This is a genomic window from Pseudomonas putida, from assembly GCF_001976065.1.
GTDB lineage: Bacteria > Pseudomonadota > Gammaproteobacteria > Pseudomonadales > Pseudomonadaceae > Aquipseudomonas > Aquipseudomonas serbica.
Window position 1 is genome coordinate 581,686 of sequence record NZ_MNAH01000002.1, and the last position, 16,605, is coordinate 598,290.

The 16,605-nt window shown below is 54.7% G+C and carries 14 protein-coding genes; 7 read left to right on the forward strand and 7 right to left on the reverse strand.

All coding sequences use genetic code 11. The features are described 5' to 3' along the window. Positions 1–275: 275 nt before the first annotated feature. The 3 genes from BKX96_RS32160 to BKX96_RS33505 all read right to left on the reverse strand — a co-directional run bounded on the left by BKX96_RS32160 (position 276) and on the right by BKX96_RS33505 (position 2,899). Positions 276–869, reverse strand: a complete 594-nt coding sequence (locus BKX96_RS32160; protein ID WP_143512405.1) for an HNH endonuclease — start codon at positions 867–869, stop codon at positions 276–278. A gap of 333 nt (positions 870–1,202) precedes the next feature. Then, on the reverse strand, positions 1,203–2,321 hold the full coding sequence (locus BKX96_RS09155) for a hypothetical protein (protein ID WP_346266463.1): 1,119 nt from the start codon (positions 2,319–2,321) through the stop codon (positions 1,203–1,205). A gap of 380 nt (positions 2,322–2,701) precedes the next feature. After that, complete coding sequence (locus BKX96_RS33505; RefSeq protein ID WP_077183489.1) at positions 2,702–2,899, reverse strand: ribonuclease H1 domain-containing protein; 198 nt, start codon at positions 2,897–2,899, stop codon at positions 2,702–2,704. Positions 2,900–3,071: 172 nt separating this feature from the next. Here BKX96_RS33505 and BKX96_RS09165 point away from each other — a divergent pair, with 172 nt between their 5' ends. Continuing rightward, complete coding sequence (locus BKX96_RS09165; protein ID WP_077183491.1) at positions 3,072–4,670, forward strand: ATP-dependent nuclease; 1,599 nt, start codon at positions 3,072–3,074, stop codon at positions 4,668–4,670. A gap of 191 nt (positions 4,671–4,861) precedes the next feature. Here the strand turns inward: BKX96_RS09165 and BKX96_RS09175 are convergent, their stop codons facing one another. Together BKX96_RS09175 and BKX96_RS09180 are read right to left on the reverse strand one after the other, a co-directional pair. Then, positions 4,862–5,941 carry a tyrosine-type recombinase/integrase gene (locus BKX96_RS09175; RefSeq protein ID WP_256721427.1) on the reverse strand — a complete coding sequence of 360 codons (1,080 nt, stop codon included), beginning with the start codon at positions 5,939–5,941 and terminating at the stop codon, positions 4,862–4,864. A gap of 11 nt (positions 5,942–5,952) precedes the next feature. After that, positions 5,953–7,206 (reverse strand): tyrosine-type recombinase/integrase, encoded by a 1,254-nt coding sequence (locus tag BKX96_RS09180; protein WP_077183494.1) that lies wholly within the window; start codon positions 7,204–7,206, stop codon positions 5,953–5,955. Positions 7,207–7,459: 253 nt separating this feature from the next. Here BKX96_RS09180 and BKX96_RS09185 point away from each other — a divergent pair, with 253 nt between their 5' ends. Further along, the gene (locus tag BKX96_RS09185) at positions 7,460–8,065 is read left to right on the forward strand and encodes a class I SAM-dependent DNA methyltransferase (RefSeq protein ID WP_077183496.1); all 606 of its coding nucleotides are present in this window, start codon (positions 7,460–7,462) and stop codon (positions 8,063–8,065) included. Positions 8,066–8,277: 212 nt separating this feature from the next. Here the strand turns inward: BKX96_RS09185 and BKX96_RS09190 are convergent, their stop codons facing one another. Then, on the reverse strand, positions 8,278–9,618 hold the full coding sequence (locus tag BKX96_RS09190; protein ID WP_082240472.1) for an MFS transporter: 1,341 nt from the start codon (positions 9,616–9,618) through the stop codon (positions 8,278–8,280). 300 nt (positions 9,619–9,918) lie between these two features. Here BKX96_RS09190 and BKX96_RS09195 point away from each other — a divergent pair, with 300 nt between their 5' ends. After that, positions 9,919–11,352, forward strand: a complete 1,434-nt coding sequence (locus BKX96_RS09195) for an aldehyde dehydrogenase family protein (RefSeq protein WP_077183500.1) — start codon at positions 9,919–9,921, stop codon at positions 11,350–11,352. 62 nt (positions 11,353–11,414) lie between these two features. Here BKX96_RS09195 and BKX96_RS09200 read toward each other — a convergent pair whose 3' ends face one another. Continuing rightward, positions 11,415–12,695: an OprD family porin gene (locus BKX96_RS09200; protein WP_077183502.1), complete on the reverse strand. Its 1,281-nt coding sequence runs from the start codon at positions 12,693–12,695 to the stop codon at positions 11,415–11,417. 224 nt (positions 12,696–12,919) lie between these two features. Here BKX96_RS09200 and gcvA point away from each other — a divergent pair, with 224 nt between their 5' ends. From gcvA to BKX96_RS09220, 4 genes are all read left to right on the forward strand, one after another. Continuing rightward, complete coding sequence (gene gcvA / locus BKX96_RS09205; protein WP_077183504.1) at positions 12,920–13,825, forward strand: transcriptional regulator GcvA; 906 nt, start codon at positions 12,920–12,922, stop codon at positions 13,823–13,825. 94 nt (positions 13,826–13,919) lie between these two features. Next, complete coding sequence (locus tag BKX96_RS09210) at positions 13,920–14,858, forward strand: NAD(P)-dependent oxidoreductase (protein WP_077183506.1); 939 nt, start codon at positions 13,920–13,922, stop codon at positions 14,856–14,858. 245 nt (positions 14,859–15,103) lie between these two features. Next, on the forward strand, positions 15,104–15,463 hold the full coding sequence (locus BKX96_RS09215; RefSeq protein ID WP_077183508.1) for a Zn-ribbon domain-containing OB-fold protein: 360 nt from the start codon (positions 15,104–15,106) through the stop codon (positions 15,461–15,463). Beyond that, positions 15,460–16,605 carry a thiolase family protein gene (locus BKX96_RS09220; protein WP_077183510.1) on the forward strand — a complete coding sequence of 382 codons (1,146 nt, stop codon included), beginning with the start codon at positions 15,460–15,462 and terminating at the stop codon, positions 16,603–16,605. Before BKX96_RS09215 ends, BKX96_RS09220 begins: the two co-directional genes overlap by 4 nt.

Here is a 16,605-nt window from a genome sequence, read left to right on the forward strand (position 1 = left end):
CAATCAGCGCCAACACTCAGGCAGCAAAGCTCGCCGATTCAGAGATCAAACGGCTACGGTTAGACGCTAAAAGTCTGTTCCAAGCCGTTTCTGACTTTCAGCAGCGAGTTAGGGGGGGCTGTGAAGAAAGCTCCACTGACGTTGTTTCCTACGCGTCGCCGGAAACTGATGGACTTCATGAAATTGGGGCGGTTCCCCTGCGCTTCTGTCGAAGCGCCAGCCATTGCAACATAAGTGGCTGGCGCTAAAGGGCTGAAACTTGACAAGTTGTCTCCTTAGATCCTCCAGCCGAGATCATATAAGTCTCGTTTGATCGCGCCGAGCCATTCGTTTTTATAATTCGAGCGGTTGAAGCTCAGCGCAATGTCAGGTGTAAGCAACCATGCAGTTTTCGAGAAAACTGAACTATTGATCTCATTAAGCTTTTCAGGGCTGTAGATTATCAAGGCGTCAACAAATCTAGTCAGTTCTGCTTCGGATATAGCTAAACGGTCTTCTGTTACAAAGGTTTGCATTGAGCGCTGAGCCTTTTCATAAAGCGAATGAGCTTTAGCTAGCTTACTTATTGTGACTTTTGGTAGAGGCGTGCTTAAGCCCAGTTCGCGATGTTTAATATATGCCTCTAGGTCTAAGCTGTACTGGATCGCCTCGGCATCTTCGTAAGGATGGAGATGTTCCTTTTCATAAAAATTTGCCGTGCTTTTTAGGGAGCTATTGCAGGGGTGGCAGCTAGGAACCAGGTTGTAGAGTGACAATGCGAGATAAGGGTACTTGTGTTTTGGATAAAAATGATCAAGAGTAGGACGCAGGGCCTTGTTTTTTTGTCCCGATAAATTGTTACGGCCAGACTTTGCTGGCAGTAAGGGCACATAGTGTATTTAGATGTCATGCATAGTTTATATGCATTCCAAGATGCTGTGCTTTTTTGTGCAAAGCGATCATAATCGAACAGTTTTTTACATGCTTCGTGGAATTCGTGACGAATGGCCTTAGGGAACGCGACCTTGGTACTCTCGATGTTCTGAACTACTTTTCTTAGAGTATCTGGGCGTGAAGTTGCTAGCAGCTCTCCATATCCAAACAAAAGAAAACTCATTAATGGGTTTTGATTTGGAAATCCTCTGGATAGCATGTCATAAAAGAAAGACTTATGCATTTCTTTAGTGGCGTCCGACCATATATCAGATATGTTTATTTGCATTTTATATTGATACCCCTGACAGCCCGATCTCTTGTAGTTTCTTATGGAGTTGCCGACGAATAATAGGATCCCCAATCATCTCTATTCGCTCGCTGGAGACTGAGCGTCCTGCAAGGATTTCCTCTACTACTCCTTTAATTATGCGAGCTGAAAACACTCCCATTGTCCCTGCCTGTCCGACATGCCGGACTACCGCATCCAAAGGTGCGCCAAAAGACTCAGCAGGTTTCGATGGGGTCGCATTTTCTAGCAAATCCTCTATCCAGTTCTTACCGTCTAAGAGATAGATGCAGTCGCGTGGAAAATCAGACATGAGAACTGGTGAGTGGGTGGCCACTAAAACCTGCACAATCTTAAATTTCTTTTTCAGACGTGCGACTGTCTTATCTAGATAATCTATATATCGTTGCTGCCACGCCAGATGGAGGAATGCATCGCCCTCATCGATTATCAGTACTAGATTTGTAAACTGTTGGTTTGCTAAGAGCTGCCCGCAGGCCATATCAATGCTGGCAAACTGATGTATCAACGTTGCAGCGCCCGAGCTTAATTGGGTGAGACTTACTTGGCCAACTTTTCCTAGCTCTAACGAATTCAATTGATCACTTTGCTTGCTATCAAGCTGGTAAGTGTTTTTGGATAGCTGTGGATCGTTAACTATATGGGCTACTATTCTGAGCTTAGCTAGAGTGCTATCAAAATTTTTCTTTGGCACTGTCGCTTTCTTTACTGGTGGAGTCCTAAGGGAAAATCCTAAAGCTCCCAGAAGCTGGCTTTTAGCAGTATCTGAAACCGCGCGCAGCGAGCTTGCATAAGCGAATGCCCGAATTGCTAGTATAAATTCAGGGCCAATCTTTTCACGGAGTTGTTTTGCAAACTCACCAGCCAAAACTTCCCTTTTCTTTCTGTTCTTCTCGATATGCCCCCAATCCAGAGTGCCATCGGATAATCTCTTATCTTGCCGCAACTCCTTTGCAGCCGCTCGAAATGGCTCAATCCACTGATCCAATATTCCTGTACGAACTGCTAAAACTTGTGTCAGTACTTTATTAAAGTCATACTCATCGATCTCCGGAAGCGATAATATTTTTGGAGCTTCCAGCTCAAACTCTGTTTTCAATCGACTTATGATTTCCTCGTGCTCTGAAGGCATTGGTCGTGATGTAGAGCTCAGACTGGTCTGGATGAAGCGAAAGCGATCACCATTCCGGGGAGGGACTATGTGGTACGGCACGGGCGTGTAATAGACTGCGCAGGTCGAATCTGGATCCACCTCATTATCCCAAGAAGCGCCTGAAGTAGATCTACCGGCTGCGCCTTTCCTCGCTAATATTGATGCCAGCCCCATCATTACCCTAGTCTTTCCGCTCCCATTCGGGCCAACGAGTAGCGTCATTGAGTCAGCGGCGAATAAGCTGCTGCTCTCCGGGCCAAGGTTCGGAGATGGTAGGAGCGGAACAGTAATGCCTTTAACTTTAAATGATGTAAGCACGTTCTCTCCTAGAGTGTGCAGTTGTAAATACAAGAAAATAACAATTCTTTGGGGATCATACCGTTAGGGAAGCCTTTGCCGGTGACCGGCAGGCTACACACGGTTTTTATCGGTCGCCTTGCATTCGCAGCACTGCCGTCCCATGTGTTGAAAATCCCGGTGGGTTTGCCGGAAACGACTGCGTAGTAGCGGGTTCTCTTGGCCATCCCTAGTTGCCTTACAGCCTCACGAGAAAACGCAGTCTATCGCAATCACTAGCGCATTGATCTGATGACCTTGGTCACCTACGAATACCATCAGTGGCGCCATCGGCAACCCGCTGTAAACTCTTCACATTCGCCGACCATCTGGACGGCAACCCTCTGGCAAGGAAAGACGATGATCACGAAGATCAAAGTGAAGGGTTATAGGATCCATCGAGACTTTGAGCTGGAACCGAATCCGAGGGTCAATCTACTTGTCGGCGGGAACGATGCGGGCAAATCATCTTTGATGGAAGCTATTGCCCTCGCGATGACTGGGCGCATCGGGGGAAGACCCGCAGCAGAAGAACTCAATCCCTATTGGTTCAACAAAGCGGTAGTGTCTGACTTCTTGACCGATCTCCTGATTGGAGAGGCGACTTGGCCCACAATTGAGATCGAACTGTTCCTCGAAAACCGACCCGACCTCCAAGCCCTGTGCGGTGCGCATAACAGCGCCATTCCTGCGCAGGCCTGTCCAGGGGTGGTATTCCGCGTAGTACCCAACCCTGAGTACGACGCAGAGCTTCAGGCGTGGACGGAGGATCCGTCGATGCTGCTACCGGTGGAGTACTACAAAATCGAGTGGCGCCATTTTGGTGATTCAGAGCTCACCCGACGTCCGCGAGACCTTTCTATTGCGATCATCGACTCACGCACGATCAGAACGTTTGGCGGCGTAGATTATCACCTGAGACAGATCTTGAACGATCACCTGGAGCCCTCCGAGAAAGCCTTGATCTCGCTGGAATACCGGCAGGCGAAATCAGCTATGTCGGATGGAGCCCTTGCAGCGCTTAACGATCGACTGGGGCAATTGGAAGCGTCACTTCACCAGCAACCCCTCAAGGTGGCCATGGATCAGACTTCTAGAACATCTTGGGAGTCGGCTGTCTCACCGCACATAGACGATGTTCCGTTCTCTATGGCCGGCCAAGGCCAGCAGGCTTCTATCAAAATCTCTCTGGCAATGGGCCGGCACGCCGATCGAACCAGGGTGGTAATGATCGAGGAACCGGAGAACCACCTTTCCCATACCAGCATGGTCACGCTCCTAAACCGCATTGAGCGGCTTGCCGGCGAAGAACAACAGCTGTTCATCAGCACCCACAGCACCTACGTTCTGAATAGGCTGGGGCTAGACTCGCTGCTGCTGATCAATCGGGATGCAGTCACAACCATTACGGGGCTTACTCCTGAGACCGTGGGGTATTACAAGAAGCTTCCGGGGTACGATACCCTTCGAATGGCGCTTGCAGAGAAGCTGGTTCTCGTCGAGGGGCCATCCGACGAGATCATTTTCGAACGGATTTTCCGTGACCTCTATGACATGCCTCCGATGGCGTGCGGCATTGATGTCCTCAGTATGCGCAGCCTCTCCCTAGCCCGATGCCTCGAACTCTGCTCACGACTGGGTAAGCGGGTCGCTGTTTTGAGGGACAACGACGGGCAGGATCCCGCGGCACTTCGAGAAGCCGTGGAGCCATGGCTAGATGGCGAGTACAGAGAACTCTTCATAGGCGAAGTGGAAGAGGGGCGCACATTGGAGCCTCAGTTGATCCATCACAACGGAGAGGCAGTACTGCGTGGGATTCTGGGCATTCGCGTTGACGCTGTTCTCGAAGTATGGATGACCAGAGAAAAAACAGAGGCCGCGATACGAATCGCGGAAAGCGGACAAAACATCGTAGCGCCCGCGTACATGGCCGCCGCGGCAGCCTTCATCCATGGCTAACCACCTAACCCTGGCCGTCGCAGGCCCGCGCAAAACTCAAGGCCTAGTCGAACACTGTGCTGCACTGGCGCCTACTCGGCGTGTGCTCGTGGTGACGTTCACTCAGCGGAACCAACACGAGCTTTCAGTGCGTCTGGCGAAAAGAGTTGGTATGCAGACCAATGTGGAGGTGATGGGGTGGTACACGCTGCTCATCCGGCATTTTGCCCGACCGCAACTGTGCTGTTGTGGCCAAGCAGTTCGGCAATCATGTCTGCCGGTGTTCCCTGGTCCGCCAAACCTTGCCCGAGGTGATGACGCAGCAAGATAGTTACCTGGTTAGGCTTGTCTATCCCTGCTTCACGCAGTTCATGTTTGAGGCCTGCACCGATTTCGTTAACTGACAGACGTCTTCCATTAGGACTGACAAATAATGGTTCGCAGTCGCTGCCAAACTGGCGTTGAATTTCCGAGATGTGGCGTGAGATTTTTTCACCCAGCCGGGAGGTGACTTTGCGGGGTCGTCGCTCAGGTCTGCGTTGGCCGACCTTTTTGGCCATCGGTAGCCACAGGGTGTAGTACCTCTCATGACTAGCGCTTTCAATGAACTCAAAATCCGCGATGTCAAGCGAATGGAATTGAATCGAGCGTGGTGCGAGTTCGAAACCCAAGTGAAGCACTATATTAAACTGGGCTTCCTCCCAAGAGTCAGATGAAATGTATCGTTCAATGCGTTTGAGCAACCGAACTTCCTCATCAAGGTCTAAGCCAGACTGCGAGAGAAAAATTCGCGCATACGGGTCAACTCGATCTGATTTCACATCCTTGATTCTTAAGTAGGTGATTGGATCGAAGCCATTGATTCCTCTATCCATTGCCCAACGGTAAAGCCTTCGAAACCCTATAAGTACTGTCCTCGTTTTTTTGAGTTCTTCGAGAGCAGTGACCAGTTGATGGGAGTCCCAAGGAAGTCCGGCCGCGAGATTTGTACTAGATAAAAAGCGTAGGGTATCTGCGAACATTACTGCGGTTCGAGGCGCATACTTCTCAAGTGCGTAGGCCATAAAGCCTTTGCCTATTTCGATTAGCTCCGAATTCAGTTGGAGTGCAGTCCAATCGATTTTCATCGCGAGTCCACCGTCGTACCACGTCCACACCTTCAGCCGAGTATCGACGTATCGTGGCTGATCATTGGTGCGAGTTCGAATCGCAACCTGAGTCGGCCCTTGGAACAAATAACCCGTAAAAGAGGAGGAGGGTAAAGGATGATCTTGGCCAACTGATTTAGTCACAGCGAACCTCCTTAACTGTCAAGTCGGCTCCAGGCTGCCGAGGCGCGCTGGGCGTTATGGCGGTTGGCCGACTCGGCTAGATAACGACTTGCATAACGGCGTGGCATCGCCGAAGTATCAGACCAGCCGCAGACTCGTCGGAGTTCGTCCGTGGCGCGCTCCAGGTCATGCCCGCTCGTCTCGACCAGGTAAGCCAAGAAACGGTCGGCGAAGGTGTGGCGAAAGTCATGCGCAGAAAGTGTAGGCAACAACCCCGGATGAGCCAGTTCAAGGGTCAGAAACAGCCGATCGAGGACGTTAGACAATGCGCGAATCGACAGCGGGCGGCCTCGGTCAGAGATGAATAAATAGCGGTACGGCAATTTCATCGGTTTGCCGTCACGCAGAGGGCGCCGTTCGCCCTGGATATAGTGCTCGTAAACCTCATACAACTGTGCGGAGATACTTACTGTCCGTCCGTGTGTTTTCAGCGCAGGCTCTTCAGCGCGCGGGTCGCCTGGGTCATGTTCGCGGTCATTGATGCTGACATAGGCGTGCTGAGAACCCTGATTTATATCTGTGGTGTAGAGCTTCAGAAGCTCTCCGCGACGGATACCGGTCTCCAGCAGCAATTCAATCATTAGCCAATTGCGCAACTGCAATCGTTCCGGAAACGGATTCTCCGCAGCGCCCGGGCGAATCAGTGTGCGAATGATCTGGAGTTGCGAATCTGTAAGGCTGCGGTAACGAGCGTGGTCGGGACGAACGTTGATGATATGGCTCTCAAAGCGCCGCTCAATGACGTCGGCGACATCTGCAAATACCACCTCGATGTTAGCCAGGGTGGTTGAATTTTGACGAGCGCGCGGGATGTATCGGGTGACACACCAGGACAGGTATAGCTTCAGCAAACGCAGGTACTGGTCACGAGTACGCGGATCGATCTGCGGAAAAGGTGCCGTTTCAGCTTTGCCGATTCGGGCGACCAGGTTGTCGGCTTGACGGCCGCTTTGGAGCCAGATGGCGTAACCGTCCAGTAACGCCAGAATCGCCTCAAAGTGACAGGCCAAGATGGCGTCATCGATATCCAGATCTCGGCTGTTGGCATAGGTGTAGAAAGCCTGGATCGCGCGCAAGTGCGCTGCGGCAGTGTTGTATGCGCGGTGTCTGAGTTTGACTTGTACGTAGATGAACGGAACGAGTATGGGTAACGGCGCTGCATTACCAGCTTGCACAAGCAGCGGTACACGCAGACCTGAAGAGAAACGGCACTGAATCAGCTTCATTGGTAGCCACCTCATTCCCTCATTCAATGACGCGCCATGAACACGAAGGACATGGCCCGTTGAGAGAGTGGACTCCAGAAGCGGTTTTGTCGAATCAGTGGCTTAGGCAGCTCATGAACATCTATGACATGACCTGTCGTTTAACATAATATACATTATGCGTACTCATAGGTATTCCACAAAGGCCATCTCCCAAGTACATTCAAACCCCAGCCACGTCTCTCGACCAAGCATCCCCCTGGATTTTCCCCTCATGCATGAAGCAGCTCATCAGATCATTGATCTTTACGAACGTCACGCTCAAACATGGGACCGTGTTCGTTCGCGGCGTCTCGTCGAGCAATCCTGGCTCGATCGTTTTCGTCAGGCCATGCCAGTTGCGGCTGGGCCTGTCCTCGACATCGGCTGTGGCTGTGCCGAACCCATGGCGGCTTACTTGATTAATGCAGGACACGTCGTGTGTGGCATTGATTCGTCCATGTCGATGATCAGCTTATGTCAGCAGCGTTTCCCGCAGCACGATTGGCATGTTGCCGACATGCGCCAGTTGGCGCTTGATCAGCGTTACGCAGGCATTCTGGCGTGGGACAGTTTCTTTCACCTGACGCCTGAGGATCAGCGTCGAATGTTCCCGATTTTCCAGGTTCATGCCCAACCGGGTGCCGCACTGATGTTTACCAGCGGGACGGCCCATGGCATTGCGTTGGGCCGCTTCGAGGGTGAAACGCTTTATCACGCCAGCCTGGACCACGATGAGTATGTTGCGCTGCTCAACGCCCACGGTTTTAGCGTCGTTGAGCAAATAACGGAAGATCCCGATTGTGGTGGGCACACGATCTGGCTCGCCGTTTTCGGTTAGAATTGGCCCGTTGCCCTGCCCCTTTATATAGATAAATCTTATAACTCAATTAAACGTCTATTTAGTTGAGTTAAGTTTGGACTGGTTCTAATCGCATTAAAACATTGTGCAACATCCAAAACCGCCCTCACCCTCCATATCCATCACTGAAATACCAAACACCCGATGCGGTGCATCGGGCGTTTGGTTCAAACCTATGCAACACTAAATAATCAGCGCAGCGGCAGTCCCTTGGTTTCTGGCATGCGCAGATAGACAACTGCACTTATGGCACTGATCACCGCCAGGTAAATCCAGAACAGGTGTCCATAGCCCCAACCGGCCATCGCGGCCATGAGATATGGCGCGGTTCCACCAAACAACGTCACAGACAACGCATACGGCAAAGCGATACCGGTCACGCGAACTTCAGCCGGAAATTGTTCCGCCATGGTTACTGCCGAGGCTGCGCCGAAGCCTGTCATGATGACCATGGAGATGGTTTGCAGGATGGTCACTTCCGTCAGGCTGATGCCTGCATGCAAAAGACCGAAGCTTGGCCACGCCCACAACACCGATGCGATGGCGAATGCAATCAGTACCGGCCGACGACCGACACGGTCGGCAAGTTTCCCGACAAAGGGCAACAGCACCAGTGACACCCCTACCGAGATCACGCCTGCAAGCAATGTGTCACGGATCGACATACCGGTGATCAGGTGGACTTGCGAGGGATAGCTCACCATCCATACATAGTTCAGCAAATTACCAGCCATGGCGATGCCGATCACCCGCATCGCATCTTTTCTGTGGCTGAAAAACAGATCACGCAGAGGCTGTTTCTTGACGTTGCTCGCGGCGCGCGCCTTGAAGATTTCAGTCTCGCGCACCGACAGACGGATCCACAGCGCGATCACTCCCATCAGGGCGGCAATGATAAAGGCAACGCGCCAACCCCAGTCGTTCAACGCAGTGTCACTGCCCAGCGATGCCAGACCAAAGCCCAGCAGGAACGAAACCATTGTCCCGGCATTGATCGCAAACCATTGCCAGGAGCCGGCGAATGCGCGGCGGTGTGCAGGTGCCGACTCGATCAGGAACGCCGAAGCGGAACCGAATTCACCACCAGCGGAAAACCCCTGGACCAGGCGCGCGAAGACCAGAATGATCGGTGCGGCAATTCCAATGCTGTCGTAGTTGGGGCAAAGGCCGATGACCAGCGAGGCCAGCGACATCAGCAGGATAGAAAGCGTCAAACCTTTCTTGCGACCGTAGCGATCGGCTACCTGGCCGAGAACCGCACCACCGATAGGCCGCATGATGAAGCCGACGGCAAAGATCGCCAACACCGACAGCAAGCTGGTAAGACCGTCCCCGGCCGGGAAGAACTGGCGGGCAAGGATGGAAGAAAACGTGGCGTAAATAACCCAGTCGGTGTATTCGACGATGGTGCCAAGCGTTGCGGCGACAATGGCCTTTTTTTCGCCATAGGTCAGTTGTCGGCCTTTAGCATTCCCAGTGGCACCTGATGCTGGCTGCGTCAGTGCACTCATTAAACTATCGTCGTTATTCATTTCTATGGCTCCCGTGGGCGCTATTATTATTGACCTTTAGTCGCGGCCTTGTTACGGGTTAATACTGCTATTTACACCTCTCCAAGTGAATCGAGATTTACGCCCTGTATCGTTGACTAATTCTCAATGCATAGGCGTCTATTGAATATTCCAGACTGTTTGAAGTCGATTGACATTTGCTCAATCGCCAACGTCACAAAAGTCAGTTGAGCAATAAGCGGCCTCTGGATGTAATAGGTATTCGTAATGGAGTTTTAAACAGTAAAGACGCCCTCACTGCAGTTTCAGAGGAGACACACAATGTTTGTAAAAGTTAACAGCTTCGTCGACGGCCGTTCCCTGGCGCCGGCTGACGGGCAGTATGTCGACAAGATCGATCCGCGCACCGGAGCCAAGATCAGTGAAGTCGCCAGCAGCGGGCCGAAGGATGTGGCGCTGGCAATCGAGTCGGCAGCCTCGGCGCTGCAAAGCTGGCGCGACATGCGCCCCGCCGAACGTGGGCGCATCCTCAATGAATTCGGGCGCATCATCCGTCAAAGCGAAAATACGCTGGGCGCACTGGAAAAGGCCGATACCGGTAAACCCGGCAGTGAGATGGCGGCGCTGATGGACCTGACTGCCCAGTACTTCGAGTTTTATGGTGGCATCGTCAACGTCATGGACGGGGACGTGATCAACCAAGGCCCCGACTATCACATTTATACTCGCCGTGATCCCTTTGGCGTGATTGGCGTCATCCTGCCTTGGAACGCCCCGCTCCACCAGGCTGCGCGCGCTATCGCGCCCGCCCTCGCTACCGGCAATACCGTGGTGGCCAAACCCTCCGAACACACCTCTGCCTCGCTGGTGGAACTGGCGCGCATTGCCGTGCAAGCCGGAGTGCCTGCCGGCGTGTTCAATGTCATCGTGGGTAAAGGCAGCGTGATCGGCCCCGCCATGGCGCATAACCCACACATCCGCAAGATCTCCTTTACCGGCGGCCTGCGCGCTGGCCAGGAATTGGGACACATCGCCGCCGAACGCATCCTGCCGCTAACCCTTGAACTGGGCGGCAAGTCCGCCAATATCGTGTTCGACGATGCCGACCTCGATGCGGCCGCCAAAGGCTCGACCAAGGCATTTACCTGGAACAGCGGCCAATGGTGCGCGGCAGGCACACGGTTGCTGGTTCAGGAGAACATCCATGACCGCTTTGTCGACAAGCTGATTGCCGAAGTAAGTGCCCTACGCGTCGGCCCGGAGGATGACTCGACGTCCGGGCCGATTACCACTCACGCGCAGTTCGAGAAGATCCAGAGCTACTTCGCCATCGCCGAGCGCGAGGGGCTGAAGCCGGCAATCGGCGGTAAGGTGGCCACGCGAGCGGGCTATGAAAACGGCTGGTATATCGAGCCGACGGTCTACACCGGTGTAACCAACAATATGACCCTGGCGCGCGAGGAGATTTTTGGGCCTATCGTTTGCGTCATTCCCTTCAAGGATGAAGCCGATGCGTTGCGGATCGCCAACGACAGCGAATTCGGCCTCGGTGCCGGCATCTGGAGCCGTGACATCGGCCGGGTGCATCGGGTTGCGGCGCAGCTGGAGGCAGGCCGAATTGTCGTCAACGAGTACAGCGGCGGTTTCGTCCAGACGCCTTGCGGTGGCTTCAAGCAAAGTGGCTACGGTCGCGAGCAAGGCATCGACGCCCTCTCCCACTATACCCAGCTCAAATCTGTGATCATTCGCCTTTAAGTCCATTCCACACAAAAAAACAAAGGGCACAGCCATTGGCTGTGCCCTTTTCGTTAACTTGTTTACCAGATGGGCAGGGAGTAGCTGAGAATCAACCTGTTCTCGTCGATATCGCTGGCAAAGTTGCTGCGTGTGCTGGCGTTCTTCCATTTCACGGCAAGGTTTTTCAACGCACCACTCTGAATGACGTACGCCAGTTCTGTGTCCCGTTCCCACTCTTTTCCAGCCTGAGCCCGGTTGCGCACACTCACCTCGTCGCCCGACAGATAGCGGGTCATGAAGGTCAGGCCAGGAATGCCAAGTGCTGTGAAGTTGTAGTCGTAGCGCAGCTGCCAGGAACGCTCATCCTGATTGCCGAAATCATTGATTTGCACCAGGTTGATCAGATAAGCATCGGTGCCATTGAGGTTGGCGAAGCCGGTAGCGCCGCTCATACGTTGATACCCCAGTCCTACTGAATGTCCGATCGCGCTGTAGGTGAACATCGCGCCAAGTGCGGAGTTTTCGACGTTGCTGCCGCCCTCATCGAGGCTACGCGCCCAGCGGATATCGGACGTGAGCGATTGTCGCTCGGTAAGCGCCAGCTTGTGGTTTAACGTCAGGTAATGCTGCTGGTAGATGCCGTCCAGAACGCCGTAGTGGTAGGCCGTACTCAATGCCGGCGTCCAGCGATAGGTTACCCCTGCGAAATCGAAGCGCTCACTACTTGTCTTCCGGCCTGGCCGGATATTGCGTGCAGCGCCGTTGAACACCGTCATGGGCTCATTGTCGCTTGAGTTGCGCAGGTTGATACGGTCGAATCGCCCGAGATCGACGGTCGTATTGCTCAGGTCGGCACTGTTGAGCCAGGCACCACGAAACGTCTGCGGCAACAAGCGCGTGTCGTTGTACATCGCCACAGGCAGTTTGGGCATCAGGGTGCCGGCTTTCAGCGTGCTTTGCGCCAAGCGTACCTTGGCAGTCAGCCCCAGCTTGCTGTATTCATCCTGAGCGTGACCATCGCGGTCGGTAACGAGCAGACCGGTGCCGGTCCGTGATGGGCCCGAGTCCAACTTGATGCCGAGCATGCCCAATGCATCCAGGCCAACGCCGATCGCTCCGGGCGTAAAGCCGGATTCATAACGCAGGACAAAACCTTGAGCCCACTCTTCTGCCTTGCTTTGCGCCGCACTTGATTGGCGAAAGTCGCGATTGAAGTAGTAGTTGCGTAAATCCATGCTGGCTTTGCTGTCGGTGATGAAGTCCGCATAAGCCGGAGAATGCACAGTGCTGACTGCGCCGCACAATGCCAGTCCTGAGGCTCGGTGAAAATGCTTGCGATGGCGCGTTTTAGCGATCTTCATAAATGGATCTCTTATTGTTGTCGGAAGCCGCAACACGACCAGATGGCGCGTGCGCGCCGATCGTAGAAATCGCAGCCCCCGGACGACAATCGATTAAAACGGGCGCCTGCCTTGAGCTTTTATCAAACGTTCACTTTATTGTTGGGATGCGTCGGGCAATTAAATACACTCCGCGTCCTCGTTTTTTCCAATACAGTAACTTCCAACAACAAGAGATGACTTCCATGGACCGACTGCCGCCACTGAATGCCATCCGCGCGTTTGAGTCCGTAGCGCGTCATTTGAGCATCACCCATGCCGCCGATGAGTTGAATGTCACGCCGGGTGCGGTCAGTCGACAGATCCGCGCGCTCGAGGAATTTCTAGGACTCGACCTGTTTGTCCGGGGGCACCGGCAAATCACCTTGACCCCCTCCGGCGAACAATATTTCCGTGCGGTGGCCAGGATGATCGAAGACTTGCGCGGTGCCACGAAGAAACTCATGTCGCCGCCCTTGCGTCGGCAAATCAAGGTGCGTGCCTACACCACGTTTGCCATGCAATGGTTGATACCCAGGCTGGCCAGCTTTCACGCCGAACATCCCAAGATCGAAGTGTTGTTGACTGCATCGCTCGAGCCGGTCGACTTTTACAAGGAAGACATCGATGCCGCGATCCGTCTTGGTTCCGGCGAATGGCCTAATTGCAATTGTTACGTGTTGAGCGACAACCGCCTTGCACCTGTCTGCAGCCCTTCGCTTTTGCAACACGGGCCGGGCCTGAACACACCCGCCGACATCGCGCAGTACACCATGCTGCACTCGATCGCCAGACCCGAGGACTGGCGCTACTGGCTGGAGGCATGCGGTGTTAGCCGAGACGTCGATGCGCTTGCTGGCATGTCATATCAGAGTTCTTCGATGGTCTATGCCGCTGCCGCCGGTGGCCAGGGAATTGCCATGGCGCAGTTGTTCCTGGTTGAGAAAGAGCTGCGGGACGGCACCCTGATCAGGCCTTTCGAGCAAATTGTCGACATGGGCGTGTACACCTATTATCTGCTCACGCCAAAACACCGCGAAGAAAGCGATGACACGCGGGTTTTTCGCGAGTGGATCCTCGAACAGGCACGTTTGACCCGCGAAGGCGCTTGAGTTTTTTTCAACCAAAACAGGCCAATAACTCCTTTGTCGCAGGGAAATCCGCGCACCTAGTATGGTGTCTTCCCAATAATAAGGTCGACACGCCATGAGCAATCTTCCTAAGCATTGCGACTCTGCATCGAACGAAACCATCGGTTTTATCGGGTTAGGCGCAATGGGTCAGAAAATGGCCCACCACCTGCTGGACAACGGCTATGGCCTGAGCCTCTTCGATCCCAACCCGCAAGTATTGGCACCCTTGCTCGCACGCGGAGCGCGCAACCACGCCAGCCCCCGCGAAGTCGCCGATCACGCCCAGATCGTACTGATTTGCGTGCCGACCCCGGATATCGTCGAGCACGTAGTGCTGGGCGACAACGGGGTCATCCACGGTGAACTGGTGAAAATCCTGGTGGACCACTCCACCACCGGTCCGAGTATGGCCAGGCGCGTGGAGCAGGCGTTGCGTAAACGCGGTATCCAGGCATTGGACGCGCCCTTGGCCGGTGGCGTGACAGGCGCAGTCAATGGGACCCTGTCGGTGATGGTCGGGGGTGACCAGACCGCTTTCCAACAGTGCGAGCCGGTGTTCGCCTGTTTCGGCAAAAAAGTCGAACATATCGGCACAACGCCAGGCCTGGGCCAGACCTTGAAGCTGGTCAACAACATGATCGTTGGAGCCACTCTGGTGGCCACCAGCGAAGCACTGCTATTCGGTATCAAGTCCGGGCTAGAACCAGGGCAGATGCTGGAAATGCTCAACGCAAGTACCGCCCGCAGTTTCAGCAGTGAACAGATACTGGCCGGTACCGTGATGCAGCGCGAATTCGATTTCGGCTTTCGCCTGGACCTGATGCGCAAGGATATACGGCTGTTCCTCGCCGAGGCGGAAAACGTCGGCACATCGGCCTTCACCTGCGCAGTGGTCAAGCAGTTCTTCGATCAGGCCATGAGCGAAGGTGACCCGGCCCGCGACATGACCCATGTAGTCAAAGTGCTCGAAAAAATGGCCGGCGCCACCATCGGGGGGCGTACCTCGTCATAGCCTCACCCTCCTCCTTTTCTGGATGAAGGAAAGCTGTCTTCGCTGACGGGTTTCAAGGCGTAAAATATACCAGGCGGGCCGGTAAGGCCGCCTGCGTGGGCGTTTCTCAACGCGCCCCTCTACCGCTCCTGGTTTGATTTTTTCTCAATTCAACCGCGTTTTTATATCGTTTGTCGCCCATTGAGGCGTATCCGAACATACCTCCAGACGTTCGCTATCGAGCGTCGATAAAAACAGGAGGTCACATGAACAGTCCGTCACCCATCTGGGCATCCACCACACCGCCCGCTCTTGCTGCCTCACGACATCTGGGCACTGACGAAATCTTCTTTCCCGCGGTACCTGCAGAATCGCCCCTGGCCGATCAGTTCCAGGACACCACCCTGAGCGTGGAAGGCCGCGTGTATAGCTTCACCATCATGCACCCCAGCCCCAAGAGCGGCTTGACCCCCTTCGTTCTGGCCTACGTCGACCTGCCCGGTCCGGTCCGCCTGTTCGGCCGCCTCAATGGCAGCAGCGGCCGTCCGTTCATTGGCGAAAAATGCCGTGTGATTGCCGACGAGACTTTTGGCTACGTATTCGAATCCCTGGAGGTACGTCCATGACCCAGATGCATGTAATGGGCGCGGCGATGACGCCATTTGGCCGCCACGTTGGTGTGATGGCACCGGAGCTTGCCCAGCGAGCGATTCTTGACGCGGTGGCCGACGCCGGCATTGCCCTGGCCGACATCCAGGCGGTTTATTGCGCCAATGTGTTGGGCGGAATGATTCTCGGCCAGGTGATCCTGCGTGACCTGGGCCTCAAGGGCATTCCGGTCTACAACATCGAAAACGCCTGCGCCAGCGGCGCCACGGCGGTCCACCTGGCTCGGCATGCACTTCTGGCCGGGCAATACGAGCGGGTACTGGTGTTTGGCATCGAGCAATTGACCGCGCTGGGCGGCGGCACCATCCCCATGCAGCGCAACGATCGCATGACCGACCTGTACGCCACCGCCGGTATGGTCCTGCCTGCGGTGTACGCCATGCGTGCCACCCGTTTTATCCATGAGCGCGATGCCAAACCAGCCGACCTCGCGGCTATCGCCGTGAAAAACCGCCACCATGGTTCGCTCAATGAATATGCGCAGCAGCGTACCGAAGTCACCCTGGAACAGGTGCTGAGTTCGCGGATGATCGCCGACCCGCTGACCCTGTTGCAGTGCTGCCCGTCGCAAGTCGATGGCGCTGCCGCAATGGTGCTCGGAACGCAGCCGGGACCACAGGCCAAAGCCGTCAAGGTGCTGGGGTCGATCGTTGTCTCGGGCATGCGCGAAACCGGTGATGACGACATTCTCGATGCCGAAATCACCGCGCGGGCGGCACGCATGGCCTATGAGCAAGCCGGTGTGGCGCCCGCTGATATCGGCGTGGTCGAACTGCATGACGCCTTCACTATCGCCGAATTGCTCTATTACGAAGCCCTCGGCCTGGCGGCACCGGGCGAAGCCGTGTCGTTGTTGCACTCCGGTGCCACCGCCCTTGGCGGCCGCGTACCAGTCAACCCCAGTGGCGGTCTGCTTGCCAAGGGCCATCCACTAGGCGCCACTGGCGTCGCACAAATGGTCGAGCTGACCTGGCAATTGCAAGGGCGTGCCGGCAGCCGCCAGGCCGGTACACCGAAGCTGGGCCTGGCTCAATGCACCGGTGGAGGCATCGCCGGCGTCGATCACGCTGCCTCTGCCGTCCACATTCTGGGAGTTTGA